General features: G+C 52.3%; 22 protein-coding genes and 1 other annotated feature. Of the genes, 11 read left to right on the forward strand and 11 right to left on the reverse strand.

Going from position 1 to position 20,956, the window contains the following annotated elements:
• Positions 1-48: 48 nt before the first annotated feature.
• The 9 genes from hisIE to hisL all read right to left on the reverse strand — a co-directional run bounded on the left by hisIE (position 49) and on the right by hisL (position 7,278).
• Positions 49-660, reverse strand: coding sequence for a bifunctional phosphoribosyl-AMP cyclohydrolase/phosphoribosyl-ATP diphosphatase HisIE (gene hisIE, locus OGY15_RS09395; RefSeq protein ID WP_286538977.1), 612 nt, complete (start codon positions 658-660; stop codon positions 49-51).
• Positions 654-1,430 (reverse strand): imidazole glycerol phosphate synthase subunit HisF, encoded by a 777-nt coding sequence (gene hisF / locus OGY15_RS09400; protein WP_151219741.1) that lies wholly within the window; start codon positions 1,428-1,430, stop codon positions 654-656. Before hisF ends, hisIE begins: the two co-directional genes overlap by 7 nt.
• Positions 1,412-2,149, reverse strand: coding sequence for a 1-(5-phosphoribosyl)-5-[(5-phosphoribosylamino)methylideneamino]imidazole-4-carboxamide isomerase (gene hisA, locus OGY15_RS09405; protein WP_286538978.1), 738 nt, complete (start codon positions 2,147-2,149; stop codon positions 1,412-1,414). Before hisA ends, hisF begins: the two co-directional genes overlap by 19 nt.
• Positions 2,149-2,739, reverse strand: a complete 591-nt coding sequence (hisH, locus tag OGY15_RS09410) for an imidazole glycerol phosphate synthase subunit HisH (protein ID WP_003844282.1) — start codon at positions 2,737-2,739, stop codon at positions 2,149-2,151. Before hisH ends, hisA begins: the two co-directional genes overlap by 1 nt.
• A complete protein-coding gene (gene hisB / locus OGY15_RS09415) occupies positions 2,739-3,806 on the reverse strand; it encodes a bifunctional histidinol-phosphatase/imidazoleglycerol-phosphate dehydratase HisB (protein WP_151219739.1) in 1,068 nt (355 codons plus the stop codon). The genes hisH and hisB overlap by 1 nt, the downstream gene beginning before the upstream one ends.
• Positions 3,803-4,882 (reverse strand): histidinol-phosphate transaminase, encoded by a 1,080-nt coding sequence (gene hisC, locus OGY15_RS09420; RefSeq protein ID WP_151219738.1) that lies wholly within the window; start codon positions 4,880-4,882, stop codon positions 3,803-3,805. The genes hisB and hisC overlap by 4 nt, the downstream gene beginning before the upstream one ends.
• Positions 4,879-6,183, reverse strand: a complete 1,305-nt coding sequence (gene hisD, locus OGY15_RS09425) for a histidinol dehydrogenase (RefSeq protein WP_286538979.1) — start codon at positions 6,181-6,183, stop codon at positions 4,879-4,881. Before hisD ends, hisC begins: the two co-directional genes overlap by 4 nt.
• A 5-nt stretch (positions 6,184-6,188) precedes the next feature.
• Entirely contained in the window at positions 6,189-7,088 is a 900-nt protein-coding gene (gene hisG / locus OGY15_RS09430) for an ATP phosphoribosyltransferase (RefSeq protein ID WP_003030161.1), read from the reverse strand.
• A gap of 44 nt (positions 7,089-7,132) precedes the next feature.
• Positions 7,133-7,255, reverse strand: a sequence feature (His leader region).
• Positions 7,231-7,278, reverse strand: a complete 48-nt coding sequence (hisL, locus tag OGY15_RS09435) for a his operon leader peptide (RefSeq protein ID WP_100250077.1) — start codon at positions 7,276-7,278, stop codon at positions 7,231-7,233. (Overlaps the previous feature by 25 nt.)
• A 175-nt stretch (positions 7,279-7,453) precedes the next feature.
• On the opposite strand from hisL, the gene OGY15_RS09440 reads away from it, so the two are divergent.
• The 4 genes from OGY15_RS09440 (at position 7,454) to plaP (ending at position 10,879) form a co-directional block, all read left to right on the forward strand.
• Positions 7,454-8,278: an SDR family oxidoreductase gene (locus tag OGY15_RS09440; protein ID WP_187252212.1), complete on the forward strand. Its 825-nt coding sequence runs from the start codon at positions 7,454-7,456 to the stop codon at positions 8,276-8,278.
• A gap of 40 nt (positions 8,279-8,318) precedes the next feature.
• A complete protein-coding gene (locus OGY15_RS09445; protein ID WP_151219737.1) occupies positions 8,319-9,248 on the forward strand; it encodes a LysR family transcriptional regulator in 930 nt (309 codons plus the stop codon).
• 217 nt (positions 9,249-9,465) lie between these two features.
• Positions 9,466-9,528: a membrane protein YoeI gene (gene yoeI, locus OGY15_RS24675; protein ID WP_099045591.1), complete on the forward strand. Its 63-nt coding sequence runs from the start codon at positions 9,466-9,468 to the stop codon at positions 9,526-9,528.
• Entirely contained in the window at positions 9,518-10,879 is a 1,362-nt protein-coding gene (gene plaP / locus OGY15_RS09450) for a putrescine/proton symporter PlaP (RefSeq protein WP_151219736.1), read from the forward strand. Before yoeI ends, plaP begins: the two co-directional genes overlap by 11 nt.
• Positions 10,880-10,938: 59 nt before the next feature.
• Here plaP and sbcB read toward each other — a convergent pair whose 3' ends face one another.
• Positions 10,939-12,363: an exodeoxyribonuclease I gene (gene sbcB / locus OGY15_RS09455; protein ID WP_151224686.1), complete on the reverse strand. Its 1,425-nt coding sequence runs from the start codon at positions 12,361-12,363 to the stop codon at positions 10,939-10,941.
• Positions 12,364-12,761: 398 nt separating this feature from the next.
• On the opposite strand from sbcB, the gene phsA reads away from it, so the two are divergent.
• The 7 genes from phsA to OGY15_RS09490 all read left to right on the forward strand — a co-directional run bounded on the left by phsA (position 12,762) and on the right by OGY15_RS09490 (position 20,013).
• Positions 12,762-15,035 (forward strand): thiosulfate reductase PhsA, encoded by a 2,274-nt coding sequence (gene phsA / locus OGY15_RS09460; protein ID WP_286538980.1) that lies wholly within the window; start codon positions 12,762-12,764, stop codon positions 15,033-15,035.
• Between the two features lie 14 nt (positions 15,036-15,049).
• Positions 15,050-15,628 (forward strand): thiosulfate reductase electron transport protein PhsB, encoded by a 579-nt coding sequence (gene phsB / locus OGY15_RS09465; RefSeq protein WP_151219734.1) that lies wholly within the window; start codon positions 15,050-15,052, stop codon positions 15,626-15,628.
• Complete coding sequence (gene phsC / locus OGY15_RS09470; protein WP_151219733.1) at positions 15,625-16,398, forward strand: thiosulfate reductase cytochrome B subunit; 774 nt, start codon at positions 15,625-15,627, stop codon at positions 16,396-16,398. Before phsB ends, phsC begins: the two co-directional genes overlap by 4 nt.
• A gap of 133 nt (positions 16,399-16,531) precedes the next feature.
• Positions 16,532-17,704, forward strand: a complete 1,173-nt coding sequence (gene dacD, locus OGY15_RS09475; protein ID WP_151219732.1) for a serine-type D-Ala-D-Ala carboxypeptidase DacD — start codon at positions 16,532-16,534, stop codon at positions 17,702-17,704.
• 123 nt (positions 17,705-17,827) lie between these two features.
• Positions 17,828-18,295: a DNA gyrase inhibitor SbmC gene (sbmC, locus tag OGY15_RS09480; protein ID WP_286538981.1), complete on the forward strand. Its 468-nt coding sequence runs from the start codon at positions 17,828-17,830 to the stop codon at positions 18,293-18,295.
• An 86-nt stretch (positions 18,296-18,381) separates the two neighbouring features.
• Positions 18,382-19,440: an FUSC family protein gene (locus tag OGY15_RS09485; protein ID WP_210904618.1), complete on the forward strand. Its 1,059-nt coding sequence runs from the start codon at positions 18,382-18,384 to the stop codon at positions 19,438-19,440.
• A gap of 237 nt (positions 19,441-19,677) precedes the next feature.
• Positions 19,678-20,013, forward strand: a complete 336-nt coding sequence (locus OGY15_RS09490; RefSeq protein ID WP_103771301.1) for a DUF496 family protein — start codon at positions 19,678-19,680, stop codon at positions 20,011-20,013.
• A gap of 40 nt (positions 20,014-20,053) precedes the next feature.
• Here OGY15_RS09490 and OGY15_RS09495 read toward each other — a convergent pair whose 3' ends face one another.
• Positions 20,054-20,920, reverse strand: a complete 867-nt coding sequence (locus OGY15_RS09495; RefSeq protein WP_286538982.1) for an L-threonine kinase — start codon at positions 20,918-20,920, stop codon at positions 20,054-20,056.
• Positions 20,921-20,956 lie beyond the last annotated feature (36 nt).

Consider the following 20,956-nt stretch of genomic DNA (forward strand, 5'->3'; position numbering starts at 1 on the left):
TCTCCATAAAAAAAAACCGGGCTTGCCCGGTTTTTTTACATCCACAAGTTACTGATGTCTTTTGCGTAAATTCTCAATCACCGTCGTCAGGTCAAGGTCCTGATCCTGCAGTAAAACCAGTAGGTGATACATCAGATCAGAGGCTTCATTTGTCAGCTCGAAGCGGTCGTTTACGGTCGCTGCCAGTGCGGTTTCTACGCCTTCTTCGCCGACTTTCTGCGCAATGCGTTTGGTACCGCTGGCATACAACTTCGCAGTGTAAGAACTTGCCGGATCTGCGGTTTTACGTTCGGCAAGCAGTTGCTCCAGTTGATACAGGAACAGCCACTGGTGGCTGGCATCGCCAAAGCAACTTGACGTCCCTTTATGGCAGGTCGGGCCAATCGGATTAACCAGGACGAGCAGGGTGTCGTTGTCGCAGTCAGGCGCAATGCTCACCACATTCAGGAAGTGACCTGAGGTCTCTCCTTTGGTCCACAGGCGCTGCTTGGTCCGCGAGAAAAAGGTCACTTTGCCACTTTCGAGCGTTTTTTCCAGCGCTTCCGGGTTCATATAACCCAGCATCAGCACTTCGCCGGAAACCACATGCTGCACTACTACCGGCATCAGCCCGTCGGTTTTTTCCCAGTCCAGCTCGCGGCATTGTTGCTTCGTTAACATATCCTGATCTCCACGCCCTGTGTTGCCAGGTACGCTTTTAATTCGCCAATATTGATAATTTGTTTGTGGAAGACGGAGGCGGCAAGCGCGCCGTCAACGTCGGCGTCCCGGAAAGCCTCAAGGAAGTGTTCCATGGTGCCCGCGCCGCCAGAGGCAATCAACGGTACGTGGCACACATCGCGCACTTTTTTCAGTTGATCCAGGTCGTAGCCGTTGCGTACGCCGTCCTGATTCATCATGTTCAGGACGATTTCACCCGCGCCGCGCTTCTGTACTTCCTGCACCCAGTCCAGCGTTTCCCATTGCGTGACGCGGGTACGGCTTTCATCTCCGGTATACTGATTAACGTGATATTTGCCGGTTTCGGCGTCATACCACGTATCAATGCCTACCACGATACACTGCACGCCAAAGCGGTCAGCCAGACGAGTGATAAGCTCCGGTTCGGCCAGCGCCGGGGAGTTGATGGAGATTTTATCCGCCCCGAAGGAGAGGATGCGCGCCGCATCGTCGATGGACTTAATCCCGCCGGCAACGCAGAACGGAATATCGATCACTTCCGCCACGCGTGATACCCAGCTTTTATCCACTACACGACCATCGCTGGAGGCGGTGATATCGTAAAACACCAGTTCATCAGCACCTTCATCCGCATAGCGTTTTGCCAGCGGGACAATGTCGCCAATAATCTCATGATTGCGGAACTGTACGCCTTTTACGACCTGCCCATCACGGACGTCCAGGCAAGGAATTATGCGTTTTGCCAGCATTGGATGGCCTCCTCAACGGTGAACTTACCTTCCAGCAGCGCGCGTCCGACGATCACGCCGCGTACGCCGGTTCCGCGCAGGGCGGCTACGTCATCAATGCCACCAATACCCCCAGATGACTGAAACGCCACCTGTGGATATTTGGCACACACTTCTTCATAAAGCGCGACGTTTGAGCCAGCCAGCGTACCGTCACGGGAAATATCGGTGCACAGCACGTGTTTCAGGCCGACGGGTAAATAGGTCTCAACCAGTTTTTCCAGAGAAACTCCGGAATCCTCCTGCCAGCCGCTGACTGCTACCTGTTTATTACCGCGCTCGTCAATTCGAACGTCCAGCGCCAGCACCAGCGCGTCGGCGCCAAAACGGGAAAACCAGCTCTTGACGACTTCGGGAGATTTTACCGCCGTCGAACCCACCACTACGCGCGCGACGCCAGCGTCAAGCAGCGCTTCAACATCCGCTTCGGTACGTACGCCGCCGCCAACCTGCACCGGAACGTTGACACCAGCGACCAGCGTTTTAATCAGCGGGATCTGGCGCTGCGCAGGGTCTTTTGCACCGGTTAAATCAACAAGATGCAGTACCTCAGCACCCTGGGCGGCGTAATCCTGCAAACGGGGGAGAGGATCGTTGCCGTAATCACGTTGCGTTGAGTAATCGCCCTGATGAAGACGCACTACCGTGCCGTCGATTAAATCTAATGCCGGAATAATCATTACATCTCCAGAAAGTTTTTCAGCAACTGCGCTCCAGCCGCGCCCGAACGTTCAGGGTGGAACTGCACGCCAAAGAAATTGTCCTTTTGTACTGCCGCGGTAAACGGCTCGCCGTAATGACACTGGGCGATGGTCCACGGGTTCACCGGCATAGCATAGCTGTGTACAAAGTAGAAATACGCACCATCTTCAATGCCCTGGAACAGACGATTTCCCGCCTGAGGATAGACGCGATTCCAGCCCATATGCGGCAGCGGCAGACCGAAATCGGTCATCTTCGGGACGTCTTGCTCAATAATGCCCAGCAGGGATACGCCGTTACTCTCTTCGCTGCGACGGCCAAGCAGTTGCATGCCTAAGCAGATCCCCAGCACCGGTTGCGTACAGGCTTTGATCAGCTCAATCAGTTCACGCTCGTGCAACTGGTCCATCGCCGCCTGGGCGGTACCGACGCCTGGCAGAAACAGCTTATCGGCTCGCAGCACCACGTCAGGGTCGCGGCTGACAACCGGGTCGTATCCATGGCGCGCGACGGCGGATTTTACTGAGTGCAGGTTGGCGCAGCCGGTATCAAGGATCACTACGTCCATTACAGCACTCCTTTTGAGGAGGGCAGTGTGTCGCCTTCGACGCGAATCGCCTGACGCAACGTACGACCAAAGGCTTTAAACAGACTTTCCACTCTGTGGTGGTCATTTTTCCCTTTGGTTTTCAGGTGCAAGGTGACGCCCATGGTGTAAGAGAGTGAACGGAAGAAGTGTTCGATCATCTCTGTACTCAGATCGCCAACGCGCTGATAGGTAAACTCTGCGCGATATTCCAGGTGCGGACGCCCGGAGATATCCAGTGCGCAACGTGCCAGGCACTCGTCCATCGGCAGCACAAAACCAAAACGGTTGATACCGCGTTTATCGCCTAATGCCAGTTTTAAGGCTTCACCCAGCGCCAGACCGGTATCTTCTACGGTGTGGTGATCGTCAATATACAGATCGCCCTTAACGGCTATCTCCATGCGAAAACCGCCGTGGGTGGCGATTTGATCCAGCATATGGTCAAAGAATCCCACGCCTGTGTTGATTTTGCTTTGACCTTCGCGGTCCAGCCAGACTTTGACGTCAATCTGCGTTTCTTTGGTATTACGCTCAACGTGCGCGTAGCGGTCACGTTTGGTCAACTGCTCGCCGATCATCGCCCAGTTCAGGGTATCGGGGTGATAGCGTAATCCGCGAATGCCCATGTTTTCGGCGAGCTGAATATCGGTCGCCCGGTCGCCAATCACATAGCTGTTTGCGACGTCCATAGCTTGCTCAACCAGATACTGCTCGACCAGCTTCACTTTTGGCTTACGGCAATCGCACTCGTCCGCTGGCAGGTGCGGACAGATAAGCACCTCATCAAATGCGACGCCCTGAGAGGTGAATATTTGCATCATCAGGTTATGCGGACCGTCAAAATCGGCCTGCGGGAAACTTTGCGTGCCAAGCCCATCCTGGTTCGTAATCATTACCAGCTTAAAGCCGGCTTTTTGCAGCTTGAGCAAAACGGGAACGACGTCCGGCTCGAAGGCGAGCTTGTCAAAGCGATCGACCTGAAAGTCACTTGGCGGTTCGGAAATCAGGGTTCCATCACGGTCAATAAAAAGATACTTCTGGCTCATACTTGCTCCGCACGTAAAGCGTCAATGACGCGCTGGCTCTCTTCACGGGTTCCAACAGTTATTCGCAGGCAGCCGCTTAACGAAGGTTGTTTATTCTGATCTCGTAAGATAATGCCCTGATCCCACAAAGATTTAAATACGCTGCTTGAGGCAGTGAAGCGCGCCAGAACATAGTTGGTTTCAGACTCGAAAACCTGCTCTACACAGCGAATTGTTTTCAGGTTTTCCACCAGGTACTGACGTTCTTCCAGGATCTGTTCTACGCGTTGGCGCATGGCGGAAATCCCCTGCGGCGTCAGTGCCTGGGCGGCGATATCCGCTACTGGCGTAGAGAGCGGGTAGGGGGCAATCACCTTTAACAACAGATTGATAACCTCTTCATTCGCCAGCGTAAACCCACAGCGTAAACCGGCGAGCGCAAACGCTTTGGACAGGGTTCGCAGTACCACCAGATGTGGATACTCAGCCAGCCATCCTGCCAGCGTGGCCTGCGGACAAAATTCAATATAGGCTTCATCAGCGACCACAATGGCTTTTCCCTGCGCCATTTCGAGCAGTGAACGCAGATCCTGTGGGTTAATCAGCTGACCCGTTGGGTTATTGGGGCTGCATACGTAGACCACCTTCACGCCATCAAGCTTGTCCGCGATGCCTTGCAAATCCAGTTGCCAGTTATCAAGGGTCGGGACGGTGCGGCATTCAACACCAATCGTTTCAGCGCTGACGCTGTACATGCCGTAAGTCGGCGGACAGTAGAGAATGGCATCTTTACCGGGTTCGCAAAACGCGCGTACCAACAGTTCGATCCCTTCATCTGCACCGCGGCTGACCAACACCTGTTCCGGTTTGACGCCGGCATACTGCGCGTAATTCTCAATTACAGCTTTCGGTTGACATTCCGGATATCGGTTTAGTGTCTGCTGAGTGAGCCGGAACTCAACGGCGGTTGGGTATTCATTGGCGTTGAGCCAGACGTCGCCGTTACCGCCAAGACGACGGGCAGACTGATAGGGCGTTAACTCGCGAACATTCTTTCGGGCTAAATCAGTGACGCTGAGAAAGTTGTCAGTACTCATGCTTGCTCCTTCAGGGCGTTAACGCGCAGGGTAACGGCATTTTTGTGGGCTGTCAGGCGCTCAGCAGCGGCCAGTGTTTCAATAGTTGAGGCCAGGGCAGAGAAACCTTGAGGGGTTAATTCCTGCACGGTCATCCGTTTCTGGAAATCTGCCAGCCCCAGGCTTGAGCAGGTTGCGGTATAGCCGTAGGTCGGTAAAACGTGGTTGGTGCCGGAAGCATAGTCGCCTGCAGATTCTGGCGACCAGTCGCCGAGGAACACCGAACCGGCGCTGGTGATATCATCAACCAGTTCACGCGCGTTACGGGTCTGAATAATCAGGTGCTCCGGACCGTAGGCGTTAGAAATGGCCACGCACTGTTCAAGATCTTTGGCGATAATCAGTCGGCTGGCGGCGAGCGCCTGACGTGCGGTGTCGGCGCGGGAAAGCTCAGCCAGCTGGCGTTCAACGGCTTCGGCAACACCTTCGGCAAGCGTCGCGTCGGGCGTCAGCAGGATCACTTGTGAGTCGGGGCCGTGTTCAGCCTGAGAAAGCAGGTCGGAGGCGACAAAATCCGGCGTCGCGCCGCTGTCAGCGATAACCAGCACTTCGGACGGGCCAGCAGGCATGTCGATGGCCGCGCCGTCAAGACGTTGGCTGACCTGGCGTTTGGCTTCGGTCACATACGCATTGCCCGGCCCAAAGATTTTATCGACCTTAGGAATGGATTCGGTACCCAGCGCCAGCGCGGCAACGGCCTGCGCACCGCCGACGTTAAATACCTCTTTTACGCCACACAGCTGCGCGGCATAAAGGATTTCATCGGCAATCGGCGGCGGCGAGCACAGCACTACTTTTTTGCAGCCCGCGATGCGCGCCGGGGTTGCCAGCATCAGCACCGTAGAAAACAGCGGCGCAGAACCGCCGGGAATATACAGACCCACGGAGGCGATGGGACGAGTCACCTGCTGGCAGCGAACGCCAGGCTGAGTTTCGATATCCACCGGCGGCAGGATCTGCGCGGTGTGGAAGGCATCAATATTACGCACCGCCGCTTGCATGGCTTGCTTCAGTTCGTCGCTCAGGCGATTGCTGGCCTGCTGAATTTCTTCCTCGGTGACGCGTAGCGCGCCGACCTCGGTTTTATCAAACTTCGCGCTGTATTCTCGCAGTGCCTGGTCGCCGTTGTTTTTGACGTTTTCAAGGATCTCGACCACCGTGCGGCTGATGCTGTCAGAAGCGGAAATCGCCGGACGCATCAGCAGCTCTCGTTGCTGCTCGGGGCTACAGCTATTCCAGTCAATCAGGGTATTGAAGCTCATGGCTATCACTCCATCATCTTCTCAATTGGCAGCACCAGAATTGAGCTGGCACCGAGCGCTTTCAGTTTTTCCATCGTTTCCCAGAACAGAGTTTCGCTGCTGACCATGTGCATGGCAACGCGCTGCTGATCACCGGCCAGTGGCAGAATGGTTGGGCGCTCAGCGCCAGGCAGCAGAGCGATAACTTCATCCAGACGCTCGCTCGGCGCGTGCATCATGATGTATTTCGATTCACGAGCCTGAATAACGCCCTGAATACGGGTCAGCAATTTGTCGATTAGCTGTTGCTTGGCGTCGGCCATTTCGCCATCACGCTGAATCAGGCAGGCTTTAGAGCGGTAAATGACTTCCACTTCACGCAGACCGTTGGCCTCAAGCGTCGCGCCGGTTGACACCAGATCGCAAATCGCATCAGCCAGGCCTGCGCGGGGGGCGACTTCGACTGAACCGTTTAGCAGACAGGATTTAAACGACACCCCTTTTTGATCGAGATAACGTTTGAGCAGGTGTGGGTAAGAGGTCGCGATACGTTTACCGTTCAGCGCAGCTGGGCCATCCCAGGCTTCATCAACCGGGGTTGCCAGCGAAAGACGGCAGCCGCCGAAGTCCAGACGACGCAGGGTAAAATAGCGAGGATCTTCACCTTGTGCCCGGCGGTTGAGCAATTCCTCTTCGAGAACGTTTTCCCCGATGATGCCGAGGTCAACAACGCCATCCATCACCAGACCCGGGATATCGTCATCACGTACGCGCAGAATATCAATCGGCATGTTCTCCGCCATCGCAATCAGGCGCTGGGTGTGAAGATTAATTTTAATGCCGCAACGGGCCAGTAATTCGCGTGAATCATCGCTTAAGCGGCCAGATTTCTGCATAGCTATGCGTAAACGGGTGTTGTCTAACATTCTTTATTCCTCGTTATCCTGTCTGAATCAGTTGGGTCACGCACAAAAAAAAGCCCCCGGAAGAAATCTTCCGGGGGCTTTCTCATACGCTCATGCACCGCTGGAAGATTTAAATGTCTCCCAGCACACATCGCCTGAAAGACTAGTCAGGATGATGGTGATGATGGTGTTTAAATTGAGCGCGTGTCATAAATTTTCTCGATGAATGTTTATTCATTTGATGTCTTTTAACCTAAACCACTTTAGCTACGGAAAGCAAGGGCTTTTTTTTGATCATTAATTCATTTCATATTGATACTATGAATTGTCAGTCGTCGTGGGCTAGCGTAGCCTTGCGTTATAGGCCAAAAGTCAGGAGAGAAGGCATGAAAAAGGTCGCAATTGTCGGTTTAGGTTGGTTAGGCATGCCGTTAGCCATGTCGCTGGCGGCGAGAGGCTGGCAGGTTACCGGCAGCAAAACCACATTAGATGGGGTGGAGGCGGCCCGCATGAGCGGTATCGAGAGCTATTTGCTGCGCCTTGAGCCTGAACTGGTCTGCGAGGCAGACGATCTCGACGCACTGATGGACGTTGATGCGCTGGTGATTACGCTGCCTGCGCGTCGTAGCGGTCCTGGCGAGGCCTTTTACCTTCAGGCTATGCAGGAGCTGGTCGACAGTGCGCTGGCGTACCGTATCCCGAGAATTATTTTTACCAGTTCGACATCGGTCTATGGCGATGTGCAGGGTACCGTGAAAGAAGGGACGTCGCGTAACCCGGTCACGGCGAGCGGTCGTGTTCTGAAAGAACTTGAAGACTGGCTGCACAATTTACCTGGCACGTCGGTGGATATCTTGCGCCTGGCCGGGCTTGTCGGCCCGGGGAGACATCCCGGTCGTTTTTTTGCTGGCAAGACTGCGCCAGATGGGCACCATGGGGTCAATCTGGTGCATCTGGATGATGTGGTTTCTGCTATCACATTACTGCTGCAAGCGCCTAAAGGGGGACACATCTATAATATATGTGCGCCTATGCATCCGGCGCGTAACGTGTTCTATCCGCAGATGGCTCGTCAGTTGGGGATGGAGCCGCCGGAATTTCGCGGCAGTGAGGATAACGGTAAAGGTAAAGTCATTGATGGCAACCGGATTTGTAATGAGCTTGGGTTTGAGTACCAGTATCCCGACCCGCTGGTGATGCCGATGGAGTGACAGACCAGCAGAGTGCCGCTGATACCGCAAGGGGGCGAGTATGAAACCACTGCTGGACGTTCTTATCATCCTCGATGCGTTAGAAAAAGAGGGCAGCTTCGCAGCGGCGTCGGCAAAATTGTTCAAGACGCCGTCAGCGCTTAGCTATACCGTCCATAAGCTGGAAAGTGATCTTAATATTCAGCTACTCGATCGCAGCGGACATCGGGCCAGGTTCACCCGCACAGGGCAGATGCTACTGGAAAAGGGACGGGAGGTGTTGCACACCGTCCGTGAACTTGAAAAGCAGGCGATTAAACTGCACGAAGGTTGGGAGAATGAACTGGTCATTGGCGTAGATGATACGTTTCCCTTTTCACTTCTGGCCCCGCTCATCGAATCTTTCTATCAACACCACAGTGTGACGCGCCTGAAATTTATCAACGGCGTGCTGGGTGGCTCATGGGAAGCCCTCACACAGGGGCGGGCGGATATTATTGTCGGTGCCATGCATGAACCGCCTTCCGCGAGCGAGTTTGGTTTTGCGCGACTAGGGATTCTGGAACAGGTGTTCGTGGTTGCGCCGCATCATCCGCTGGCGCAGGAGCAGGAGCCGTTAAATCGTCGCACCATTCGGCGTTTTCGCGCCATTGTGGTGGGCGACAATACGCAACATGCCAACGCCTCGGGCTCGCAGGTGCTGGACGATCAGGAAGCCATTACCGTTTTTGACTTTAAAACCAAGCTGGAACTGCAAATCAGCGGCCTGGGATGTGGCTATATTCCGCGCTATCTGGCGCAGCGTTTTTTGGAGAGTGGCGCGCTGATTGAGAAAAAAGTGGTCGCGCAAAATATCTTTGAGCCCGTGTGGATCGGTTGGAATGAACAGACCGCCGGGTTGGCTAGTGCCTGGTGGCGGGATGAGATTTTAGCAAATAGTGCGATCGCTGGGGTGTACGTTAAAGCGGCTGCTGATAAATCAAGCGGTTAAGAAAAAATATTCTTTTGTAGTGGCTTCAATCTCTTGTTATTTCTCTCCAAATTAGTGCAAAATACGCCGCTTGCAAAAAATGACATTAACCGACGTTTTCATACGCGTCGGTTATTTTTTTGCATCAAACCAATCATTCATAAAAGAGGCCGGGCTTCGTACCGGATAGATACTTACTTAAAAATCGACAGTTGTTGTCGCTGAGGATTAACAAAAAATGGGGCAATTTTTTGCTTACGCGACGGTTTTCGCCGTAATGGGGGATAACCATGTCGCATAACGCTACTCCAAACACCTCTCGCGTGGAATTACGTAAAACGCTTACGCTGGTTCCGGTTGTCATGATGGGCCTTGCCTATATGCAGCCGATGACGCTGTTCGATACATTCGGTATCGTATCAGGAATGACCGATGGTCACGTCCCGACAGCTTACGCCTTTGCACTGATAGCCATCCTCTTTACCGCTCTGAGCTACGGTAAACTGGTGCGTCGCTATCCGTCTGCAGGCTCTGCCTACACTTACGCCCAGAAATCCATTAGCCCGACCGTTGGCTTTATGGTGGGATGGTCATCACTGCTGGACTACCTGTTCGCACCGATGATCAACATTCTGTTGGCGAAAATCTATTTTGAAGCTCTGGTGCCGTCGATACCGTCATGGATATTCGTGGTGGCGCTGGTGGCCTTTATGACCGCCTTTAACCTGCGCAGCCTTAAATCCGTTGCTAATTTCAACACCGTCATCGTGTTGTTGCAGGTGGTGCTAATTGCGGTGATCCTCGGCATGGTCATTTATGGCGTGTTCGAAGGTGAAGGTGCTGGTACGCTGGCGAGCAGCCGTCCGTTCTGGTCAGGTGATGCGCATGTGATCCCGATGATCACGGGTGCGACTATTCTGTGCTTCTCGTTCACCGGTTTTGACGGTATCAGCAACCTGTCAGAAGAAACCAAAGACGCTGAACGCGTGATCCCGCGTGCGATTTTCCTGACCGCGCTGATTGGTGGCCTGATCTTTATCGTCTCCACTTATCTGTTGCAGCTGTACTTCCCGGACATCTCGCGCTTCAAGGATCCAGACGCTTCGCAGCCGGAAATCATGCTGTACGTTGCTGGTAAGTTCTTCCAGGTTGGTGCGCTGATTTTCTCTACCATTACCGTACTGGCGTCCGGTATGGCGGCACATGCAGGCGTAGCGCGTCTGATGTACGTGATGGGTCGTGACGGTGTATTCCCGAAAAGTTTCTTCGGTTACGTACACCCGAAATGGCGTACTCCGTCCATGAACATCATTCTGGTTGGTGCGATTGCTCTGTTGGCAATCAACTTCGACCTGGTGATGGCGACTGCGCTGATTAACTTTGGTGCGTTGGTGGCGTTTACCTTCGTTAACCTGTCGGTGATCTCCCAGTTCTGGATCCGTGAGAAGCGTAACAAGACGCTGAAAGACCACTTCCAGTATCTGTTCCTGCCAATGTGCGGTGCGCTGACCGTTGGCGCGCTGTGGGTAAACCTGGAAGAGAGTTCAATGGTTCTGGGCCTGATTTGGGCCGCTATTGGTCTGATCTATCTGGCCTGCGTGACCAAAAGCTTCCGCAACCCGGTACCGCAGTACGACGAAGATATCGCGTAATCACGGCGTTTATCTGAAAAAAAACGGAGACATGTTCTCCGTTTTTTTATACGTGGGATTTACACAATCTCTTGCGCATACTGCCAGAGTGATTTCAGTAGCATCAGTTTTTCTTTGTTATCGGCATATTGCTGGCTCAGCAACTGCAATTCATTGGCGTAATTTTGTAAAAACTCCGGCGTGAACACCTGACGACGATGGTCCAGCCAGCGCTGCTGCTCGGCTTCATCCAGTGTTCCGGGGAAGTTACGGGCACGGTAGTTAAACAGCAACTTTTCAATGCGTTTATCGACAAAAGAGATATCCAGAGCCGGTAAATTACGCGGTTCTGTTTCCAGAACGATTTTCATCGCTGCGCGGTCGGCATCGCTGAAAAAACCGTTATACAGCTGGGCGTCTACGTTATCGGATGGCGCAAAGGGTTCCGCCTCGGCAAAGATAGCCACTACTTTGTCGCGTACCTGCGGGTTTTCGCGCAGAACTTTGAGATTATCAAGACAATGCTGGCGGTTAATGCCCAGTCGATCGGCATCTTCCGGGCGCAGCGTATTCGCCTGGGCCAGTACTGGGCACTTGTTGATGTGCACCAGTTTAACCGGTACGGCTGGGTTATCACCCAGATCTGCCTTCGCCGTGTAGAGCCGTTCACGCAGCGCGTCGCTGTCCAGGTCAAGTAGCGGTGAAATATCACCGGCTAGGTCAACCATAATCACCGCGTTGCGATTCTCCGGGTGCCAGGCCAATGGCGCTACCCAACTGGTATTGCCGCGCCACGCGCCGAACATTCCTGAAACATGAACCAGCGGCTTCATTTGCGGGACATCAATCAGTGCGGCCAGCTTGTGCTTATTGCGATGGCTGAAGAGATATTCAAACAAACGCGGCTGACGTGATTTAACTAATTGCGCCATTGCAATCGTGGCATACACGTCGGCCATCGCATCGTGAGCATTCGCATGCTCGATACCATTAGCTTTGGTCAAATGCTCCAGGCGAAAGCTGGGTAAGCCATCGTCGTTTTCCGGCCAGTTAATGCCTTCAGGACGCAGGGCATAGCAGGCGCGCATCACGTCCAGGAGATCCCAGCGCGAATTGTCGTTCTGCCAGCTCCAGGCATAGGGATCGTAGAAATTGCGATACAGGATGTTACGCGTCACCTCATCGTCGAAGCGCACGTTGTTATAGCCGAGAATACAAGTTTTCGGCACGGTGAACAGAGTGTGGATGCGCGCTGCAAAAGCGGCTTCATTCTCTCCCTTTTCCCGTGCTTCCTGCGGCGTAATGCCGGTAATCAACACTGCCTCAGGCTGCGGCAGATAGTCGTCTGCGGGTTTGCAATAAAAGACTTCAGGTTCGCCGATAATGTTGAAATCGCTATCTGTGCGGATAGCCGCAAATTGCGCGGGTCTGTCCAGTGCCGGATGAGTACCAAAGGTCTCGTAATCGTGGAAGAGAAAAGTCGGGTGCTGCTTGCCGTCATTCATTGTTTGGTTATGTCCGGGATCAATTTAGCGCTCATCTAAGAATACCAAAAAAGAGCAAGGTAATCAGCAATGCGATTATCGATGCTGAATGGTGTACGCAATAAAATTGAGGTGAACAGGATTTTAATAGAATTGATTAATAAGTTTTGCACTATTAAAGGAAATTACTGGAATAAATTTTCTGAAAGTTATTAGCTGCTAAATAATATAAATGAGAACTGTTATTGTTATTTTTCGCTGATTTGTTGGATTCTGGGGATTTTAAAATTCTTTTGTAAACAAGGGGTTTTATTTTGTCCGATTAGCTGACCAACATTGTAATAAAATGTGAGTGAGGTTAAAAATTAATAATTTAAACGCCATATAATCATTGGATATATCTAATAACAGGAGGTTATATGAGCATTAGTCGGCGTAATTTTTTGCGAGGAGTAGGTATAGGTTGCTCTGCCTGCGCGATAGGAAGTTTTCCGCCAGGCGCACTGGCGCGAAATTCTCCGGAGCGCATTAAGGGGAAAACATCCCTGACGCCAAGTTTGTGTGAAATGTGTTCTTATCGTTGCCCGATACAGGCACAGGTGATTAATAACAAAACGGTTTTTATTCAAGGGAATCCTAATGCGCCTCAACAAGGCACGCGTGTCTGCGCGCGCGGAGGCAGCGGTGTTAGTCTGGTCAACGACCCGCACCGTATTGTTAAACCCATGAAACGCACAGGACCTCGCGGGAGCGGAGAATGGCAGGTTATTAGCTGGCAACAGGCTTACAAAGAAATTGCCGAAAAAATGACGGCAATAAAAACACAGCATGGTCCTCAGGGCGTCGTGTTTTCTTCTAAATCCGGTTCGCTTTCAGGGCATTTATTTCACCTGGCGACGGCTTTCGGATCGCCAAACACCTTTACGCACGCGTCGACATGCCCGGCCGGAAAATCGATTGCCGCCAAAGTGATGATGGGCGGCGATTTGGCCATGGATATCGCCAATACCCGTTATATGGTCTCTTTTGGTCACAACCTCTATGAAGGAATTGAGGTTGCCGAAACGCATGAATTGATGGCCGCGCAGGAAAAGGGCGCAAAAATGGTCAGCTTCGATCCCCGACTGTCGGTCTTCTCCAGCAAGGCGGATGAATGGCATGCGCTCAAGCCGGGCGGTGACTTACCGGTGCTGATGGCCATGTGTCACGTCATGATCAACGAAAAACTGTATGACGCGGATTTCGTTGCGCGCTACACCACTGGGTTTGACCAACTGGCAGAAGCGGTACAAGAGGCCACGCCGGAATGGGCGCAAAAGCAAGCTGATGTTCCTGCTGATGTCATTGTTCGGGTCACCCGGGAAATGGCTGCCTGCGCGCCGCATGCTATCGTTAGTCCGGGCCATCGTGCGACGTTTTCACAAGAAGAAATTGATATGCGACGTATGATTTTCAGCCTTAATGCGTTGCTGGGAAATGTTGAGCGTGAGGGGGGCTTGTACCAGAGAAAAGCCGCGGCGACCTACAATAAACTTGCCGGTGAGAAGGTTGCTCCAGTGCTGGCAAAACCCGATGCCAAATTACCCAAACCCACGGCCCAGCGCATCGATCTGGTTGCTCCGCAATTCAAGTACATCGCGGCGGGCGGTGGCGTGGTGCAAAGCATTATCGACGCCGTGTTAAACCAGACTCCTTATCCGGTGAAAGGCTGGATCATGTCCCGCCATAATCCTTTCCAGACCGTGACCTGCCGACCTGATCTGGTCAAAACCGTTGAACAACTCGATCTGGTGGTGAGTTGCGATGTCTATTTAAGCGAAAGCGCGGCATATGCTGACTATCTGTTACCCGAATGCACCTACCTTGAACGCGATGAAGAAATCTCTGACATGTCGGGCCTGAATCCAGCGTATGCCTTGCGTCAGCAGGTTGTAGAGCCTATAGGTGATGCGCGTCCGAGTTGGCAAATCTGGAAAGAACTGGCTGTGCAATTAGGCCTTGGGCAGTTCTACCCCTGGCAGGACATGCAGACACGGCAGTTGTACCAGCTTAATGGCGATCATGCGCTGTCTGCTGAACTGCGTGAGAAAGGATATCGGGAGTGGGGTGTTCCGCTGCTGCTACGTGAACCTGAAGCGGTGCGTCAGTTTGTGGCGCGTTATCCGGGGGCGGTGGCGGTTGACAGCGACGGGACCTATGGTGAGCAACTGCGCTTTAAATCCCCATCTGGCAAAATTGAACTCTACTCTGAAGAGCTGGAAGCGCTTCTGCCTGGCTACGGCATTCCGCGAGTCCGCGATTTTGCGCTCAAAGGCGACAATGAACTCTATTTCATTCAAGGGAAAGTGGCGGTTCACACCAACGGCGCGACGCAATATGTGCCACTGCTTAGCGAGTTGATGTGGGACAACGCAGTGTGGATCCACCCGCAAACAGCTCGTGAAAAAGGCATTAAAAGCGGTGATGAGATTTGGCTGGAGAATGCGACCGGTAAAGAAAAAGGTAAAGCGCTGGTCACCGCCGGAATTCGGCCCGATACGCTGTTTGTTTATATGGGATTTGGCGCCAAGGCGGGAGCCAAAACAGCGGCGACGACGCACGGTATACACTGCGGTAATTTGCTGCCACATGTTACCAGTCCGGTTTCCGGTACGGTGGTGCACACCGCTGGCGTTACGCTTCGTCGGGCATGAGAAAGGAGAACATCATGAATCAAGCAACAAACCCTTATGTCATGCTGCATGACGAGAAACGCTGTATTGGTTGTCAGGCGTGTACGGTCGCTTGCAAAGTACTCAATGACGTACCGGAAGGATATAGCCGCTTACAGGTGCAGATCCGTTCACCCGAACATGAACCTGAGGTCCTGTCCCACTTCCAGTTTGTTCGTGTTTCTTGCCAGCATTGTGAAGATGCTCCGTGCGTCAGCGTCTGTCCGACCGGAGCTTCATTTCGTGATGAAAATGGCATAGTGCAAGTGGATAAGTCTCGCTGTATTGGCTGCGACTACTGTGTTGCCGCTTGTCCGTTCCATGTTCGTTACCTTAACCCGCAAACAGGAATTGCCGACAAATGTAACTTCTGCGCAGATACTCGCCTGGAAAGTGGTCAGTCACCTGCCTGCGTTTCTGTTTGTCCGACGGATGCGCTGAAGTTTGGCCGTCGCGATGACCCGGAAATTCAGCACTGGATAAATCAAAAAGAGGTTTATCGCCAGCAGGATACGCGTAGTGGCCCGGTAAGTGTCTATCGGCGTAAAGAGATCCATCAGGAGGGTAATGTATGAATTCTATCTGGGGAGCAGAGCTTCACTATACGCCGGACTACTGGCCGCTGTGGCTTATTTACGCAGGCGTAGTTATTGTGTTGATGATTGCAGGTCTGGTCACGCACGCGCTGTTACGTCGAATGTTGGCACCCAAAACGGCAACTGGGGAAGAACATCGGGACTATCTCTATTCGCTGGCGGTCCGCCGTTGGCACTGGGGCAACGCGCTGCTCTTTATCCTGCTTCTGCTGAGCGGTATGTTTGGCCACTTCTCTGTCGGACCGGTGGCATTGATGGTGCAGGTACATACCTGGTGTGGCTTTGCATTGCTGGCATTCTGGATTGGCTTTGTGTTAATAAACGCAACCAGCGGCAACGGTTGTCATTATCGCGTGAAGTTTAACGGGTTGATATCACGCTGCCTGCTGCAAACACGCTTTTATCTGTATGGCATCATGAAAGGTGAACCGCATCCGTTTGCCGCAACGGCAGAGGATAAATTCAACCCGCTGCAGCAGTTGGCCTACCTGGCCATCATGTACGCGCTGGTTCCGCTGCTGATTATTACCGGGTTGTTATGCCTCTACCCGCAGGTGATCGGGGCGGGGCCGGTGATGCTGGTGCTGCATATGGCGTTAGCAATTGTGGGCTTATTGTTCATCTGCGCGCATATTTATCTGTGTACGTTGGGTGACACGCCAGGGCAAATTTTCCGCAGTATGATCGATGGCTATCATCGTCATCGCAGTCATCACGCAGAGACCGCGCCGCGTAAAGGCTCGTTCTAACTGATATATATCTCTGAAATCCTTTCCTGATAGCAAGAAAATGTGCCTTATGTCACATTTTCTTGCAATTTATCCAAGTTTGTTCGACAGAACTTCCGTAAAAAGAACGGCTATTTTTCCATTTTCTGAGGACATGCTGTTGAAACGCCGTTTGTTTGTTGCCGCTTCACTCTTTGCGATGAGTTTTTCGCCCGCGTACGCGACCGGGGTCGTGAGCTTTTCACCACAGCCTCCTGCAATTAATGCCGGAGCGTGGGTATTAATGGATTACACCACGGGCCAAATTCTGACAGCCGGTAACGAACACCAGCAGCGAAATCCTGCCAGTCTGACTAAGCTGATGACCGGCTATGTTGTTGATCGCGCCATCGACAGCAAGCGTATTAGTCCGGGAGATATTGTGACCGTCGGGCGCGATGCCTGGGCAAAGGATAATCCGGTATTTGTGGGTTCATCTTTGATGTTCCTTAAAGCAGGGGATCGCGTTTCGGTACGCGACCTCAGCCGGGGATTAATTGTAGATTCTGGTAATGATGCCTGTGTGGCACTGGCGGATTACATCGCCGGGGGACAGCCACAGTTTGTCGCGATGATGAACAACTATGCGCAAAAGCTTAACCTGCAGGACACCCATTTTGAAACGGTACATGGTCTGGATGCACCGGGTCAGCATAGCTCGGCGTACGACCTGGCCGTGCTGTCACGCGCCATCATCCACGGGGAACCAGATTTCTACCATATGTACAGTGAGAAAAGCCTTACCTGGAATGGAATCACGCAGCAAAACCGTAACGGCTTGTTGTGGGATAAAACCATGAACGTTGATGGACTGAAGACAGGGCATACGTCCGGCGCCGGATTTAATCTGATTGCTTCCGCCGTTGATGGGCAGCGCCGCTTGATTGCGGTAGTGATGGGCGCGGAAAGTGCAAAAGGGCGCGAAGACCAGGCGCGTAAACTGCTGCAATGGGGGCAACACAACTTCGATACGGTACAGGTATTACGCAGTGGTAAGCAGGTTGGTACTGAGCGGATCTGGTATGGCGATAAAGAAAAGATCAGCCTTGGTACCGAGCAGGATTTCTGGATGGCCCTACCCAAAGCAGAAGTTCCTAATATCAAAGCAAAATATGTTCTTGATAAGAAAGAACTGGTCGCTCCAATCGCTGCGCATCAACGTGTGGGTGAAATTGAACTCTACGATCGGGATAAGCTGGTGGCGCATTGGCCTCTGGTGACGCTGGAGTCCGTTAACGAAGGCGGCGTTTTCTCGCGTCTGAGCGATTATTTCCATCATAAGGCGTAGTTTTTCCTGATGCGTCAGACTGGCAAGAGTGCGAATCTGCTCACATAATAATCACTATTTGCTTGTGGCCGACATACCTAAAAAATATACTGTATATAAACACAGTATAACGGTGGAGGTTGTATGGAGTACGAGATAAAGCAGGTCGAAAAACGCATGATTGCCGGTTTTCATATGGTTGGACCGTGGGAACAAACAGTTAAACAAGGCTTTGAGCAGTTAATGAAGTGGGTCGACGGTAAACAGATTGTTCCGTTGGAGTGGATTGCCGTGTATTACGACAACCCTGATGTTGTTCCAGCTGAAAAACTGCGCTGCGATACCGTCGTTTCTGTACCTGAAGGTTTTGTAATTCCAGAAAACAGCGAAGGCGTGATCCTCACCGAACTGGCTGGGGGCGACTACGCTGTTGCCGTAGCGCGCGTCCAAAATCACGATTTTGCGACGCCGTGGTACCAGTTCTTTGAGCGTTTAATGCAGGATACGACTTATTCGATAGCCGCTAAACCTTGTTTTGAAGTTTATTTGAACAATGGTATGGAGGACGGTTACTGGGATATTGAAATGTACGTCCCAGTCCAGTCGAAATAGCTGTATTTAGTGTAAATCAGGATGATGTTATTACTAAAAAAACAGGTACAATTCGCTTCTTTGCTATTCCCTGACGGAGTGCATGAGTGCGTGCAGATAAGTCACTGAGTCCTTTTGAAATTCGTTTGTATCGTCATTATCGTGTGGTGCACGGTATTCGCATTGCGTTGGCGTTTCTCCTTACTTTTCTGTTGGTTCGCCTGTTGAACATTCCTGAAGGTACATGGCCTCTGATCACGCTGGTGGTGATTATGGGGCCAATTTCTTTTTGGGGTAACGTCGTTCCCAGGGCTTTTGAGCGTATAGGCGGAACGATCCTCGGGTCGGTGCTTGGGTTGGTGGCTCTGCGTCTGGAACTCTTCTCGCTTCCGCTTATGTTGATATGGTGCGCGGTGGCGATGTTTCTCTGCGGCTGGCTGGCACTGGGTAAAAGGCCGTATCAGGCGCTGCTGATTGGCATAACGCTTGCTGTCGTAGTAGGCGCGCCCGCCGGGGATATGAATACGGCGTTATGGCGCGGTGGCGACGTGATTCTGGGATCGTTTCTGGCGATGCTGTTTACCGGTATCTGGCCGCAAAGGGCATTTATCCACTGGCGTATCCAACTGGCACATTGTGTAACGGGGTACAATCGGGTGTATCAGGCCGCGCTCTCCCCTAATCTGCTTGAGCAGCCAAGGCTGGAGAAGCATTTACAGCAGCTATTGACCGACGTGGTCAAAATGCGTGGGCTCATCGTTCCTGCCAGTAAAGAAACCCGCATTCAAAAATCCATCTTTGAGGCTATTCAGACCGTTAATCGCAACCTCGTTTGCATGCTTGAGTTGCAAATCAATGCGCTTTGGGCCAGTCGAACCAGCCACTTTGTCATGTTAAACGCGCATACTCTGCGAGAAACTCAGCTCAGGACGCAACAGGCGCTACTGACGATAACTCACGCTTTGTATGAAGGTAATCCGCAACCGGTGCTTGCTAACACAGAAAAGCTCAATGACACCGTGGCTGAACTGCGCCAGCTGATTGCCGAGCATAAAGGCGATAATGTCGCAGAAACGCCCATCCACGGCTACGTTTGGTTGAACATGGAAATGGCGCGACAACTGGAGTTACTCTCTCATTTAATTTGCCGCGCGTTGCGCAAATAAAGAGCAGATGAGGGGATCGGTTCTACTGCTGCTTCGATTCAGCAAAGATAAGAGGTATGATACTGAAAAGGCTAAAACCATTGGTAACTGTAATGGCGTTACCCTCGATAATTCAGGTTTCAACCAGGCATTGTCGATGCAGATGCAACTTGAAGTATGGCGGGCATGAAAGTAATGTTGACCCACTTTAGCCGTTGTTTTAACGAATCCGAATCTCACATTATCAGGGGTGTAAAAATGGAAACTACCAAGCCTTCTTTCCAGGACGTGCTGGAATTTGTTCGTCTGTTCCGTCGTAAAAACAAACTGCAACGTGAAATCCAGGACGTTGAGAAAAAGATCCGTGACAACCAGAAACGCGTCCTGCTGTTGGACAACCTGAGCGACTACATCAAGCCTGGTATGAGCGTGGAAGCTATTCAGGGCATTATCGCCAGTATGAAAAGCGATTATGAAGATCGTGTTGATGACTACATCATCAAAAATGCCGAGATCTCTAAAGAGCGTCGCGATATCTCTAAAAAGCTGAAAGCTATGGGTGAAGTGAAAAACACCGAAGCGAAAGCCGAGTAACGATTTTAAGCTTGTCCGGGTCGCTGCGGTGCGGCGACCCTTATTGCAGTTCGACCCCGCCAGTTACCATTCGCAACAAATGCTGTTGCGGCCAGTGAACCGTTAGCTTTTTCTGCGCCAGCATCCACTTAATGTAATCCACGTCATGGCGCGTTCTGTCCAGCATCAGCCCGACCACACTGCCGCTGTGCGCGACGTTGACACCGTATAAATCACATTCTTCAACCAGCGCTAATAGTGAATCAAAATCCGGTTTCGGCAACAGCAACTGGCTGGCGATTGCGCTAAGGGTAGCGGCTTCACCCAACCGGTAAGGATTTTGACTGACACAGGCTTCCTGTACTTTATCCCATGCCCGCCTGAGGGCCGCTGCTCCCGCCTGCAAGCCGGAATGCCGCGGAATACGGTGATAATCCGCGGTACGTAATGTTTCCGGACTTTCGAGAACCAGCAGATCAAGCTGAGGCTGTGATTCACAGCCAATTTGCGTGGAAGCGTCGTTATGGTCGAAAAGGGTTAGCTTACGAAAAACGGTGCTGTCGGTTGGCTCCAGCGAAACGCACAGCTGCGCCAGTGTTTGTTCGTTTAGCTGATGGCCCAGATAATGCGCCGTGGCGATAGCCGTGGCGGCAATATCCGCAGTACTGCTGGCCATCCCTTTAGCGACAGGAATGGTTGACTGAACATCAATACGGATATCCTGACTCATATGCGCCGGGTATTGCCAGTACTGCAACAACCTGTCAACCATCGCCCGGGAAAGTGGGCGTTCATCTGTCAGCGGTGAACCTGAACTGACCTCAATGGTGCTATACCATTCGACCGGGCAGGAGACCAGTTTCTCACTGCCCAGAATCCAGCCCTGGATTAGTTCTCCGCACGATGCGGGACATTGCGCAACAGCCACGTCTTCACCTTTATGATCGGTAATCCTCGGCGCATA

It is taken from the genome of Citrobacter sp. Cu231, from assembly GCF_030332265.1.
GTDB classification, from domain to species: domain Bacteria; phylum Pseudomonadota; class Gammaproteobacteria; order Enterobacterales; family Enterobacteriaceae; genus Citrobacter; species Citrobacter meridianamericanus.

Coding starts and splice junctions, on each gene's coding strand:
- hisIE (WP_286538977.1), bottom strand. CDS start 660: ATGTTAACGAAGCAACAATGCCGCGAGCTGGACTGGGAAAAAACCGAC.
- hisF (WP_151219741.1), bottom strand. CDS start 1,430: ATGCTGGCAAAACGCATAATTCCTTGCCTGGACGTCCGTGATGGGCAG.
- hisA (WP_286538978.1), bottom strand. CDS start 2,149: ATGATTATTCCGGCATTAGATTTAATCGACGGCACGGTAGTGCGTCTT.
- hisH (WP_003844282.1), bottom strand. CDS start 2,739: ATGGACGTAGTGATCCTTGATACCGGCTGCGCCAACCTGCACTCAGTA.
- hisB (WP_151219739.1), bottom strand. CDS start 3,806: ATGAGCCAGAAGTATCTTTTTATTGACCGTGATGGAACCCTGATTTCC.
- hisC (WP_151219738.1), bottom strand. CDS start 4,882: ATGAGTACTGACAACTTTCTCAGCGTCACTGATTTAGCCCGAAAGAAT.
- hisD (WP_286538979.1), bottom strand. CDS start 6,183: ATGAGCTTCAATACCCTGATTGACTGGAATAGCTGTAGCCCCGAGCAG.
- hisG (WP_003030161.1), bottom strand. CDS start 7,088: ATGTTAGACAACACCCGTTTACGCATAGCTATGCAGAAATCTGGCCGC.
- OGY15_RS09440 (WP_187252212.1), top strand. CDS start 7,454: ATGAAAAAGGTCGCAATTGTCGGTTTAGGTTGGTTAGGCATGCCGTTA.
- OGY15_RS09445 (WP_151219737.1), top strand. CDS start 8,319: ATGAAACCACTGCTGGACGTTCTTATCATCCTCGATGCGTTAGAAAAA.
- plaP (WP_151219736.1), top strand. CDS start 9,518: ATGTCGCATAACGCTACTCCAAACACCTCTCGCGTGGAATTACGTAAA.
- sbcB (WP_151224686.1), bottom strand. CDS start 12,363: ATGAATGACGGCAAGCAGCACCCGACTTTTCTCTTCCACGATTACGAG.
- phsA (WP_286538980.1), top strand. CDS start 12,762: ATGAGCATTAGTCGGCGTAATTTTTTGCGAGGAGTAGGTATAGGTTGC.
- phsB (WP_151219734.1), top strand. CDS start 15,050: ATGAATCAAGCAACAAACCCTTATGTCATGCTGCATGACGAGAAACGC.
- phsC (WP_151219733.1), top strand. CDS start 15,625: ATGAATTCTATCTGGGGAGCAGAGCTTCACTATACGCCGGACTACTGG.
- dacD (WP_151219732.1), top strand. CDS start 16,532: ATGCTGTTGAAACGCCGTTTGTTTGTTGCCGCTTCACTCTTTGCGATG.
- sbmC (WP_286538981.1), top strand. CDS start 17,828: ATGGAGTACGAGATAAAGCAGGTCGAAAAACGCATGATTGCCGGTTTT.
- OGY15_RS09490 (WP_103771301.1), top strand. CDS start 19,678: ATGGAAACTACCAAGCCTTCTTTCCAGGACGTGCTGGAATTTGTTCGT.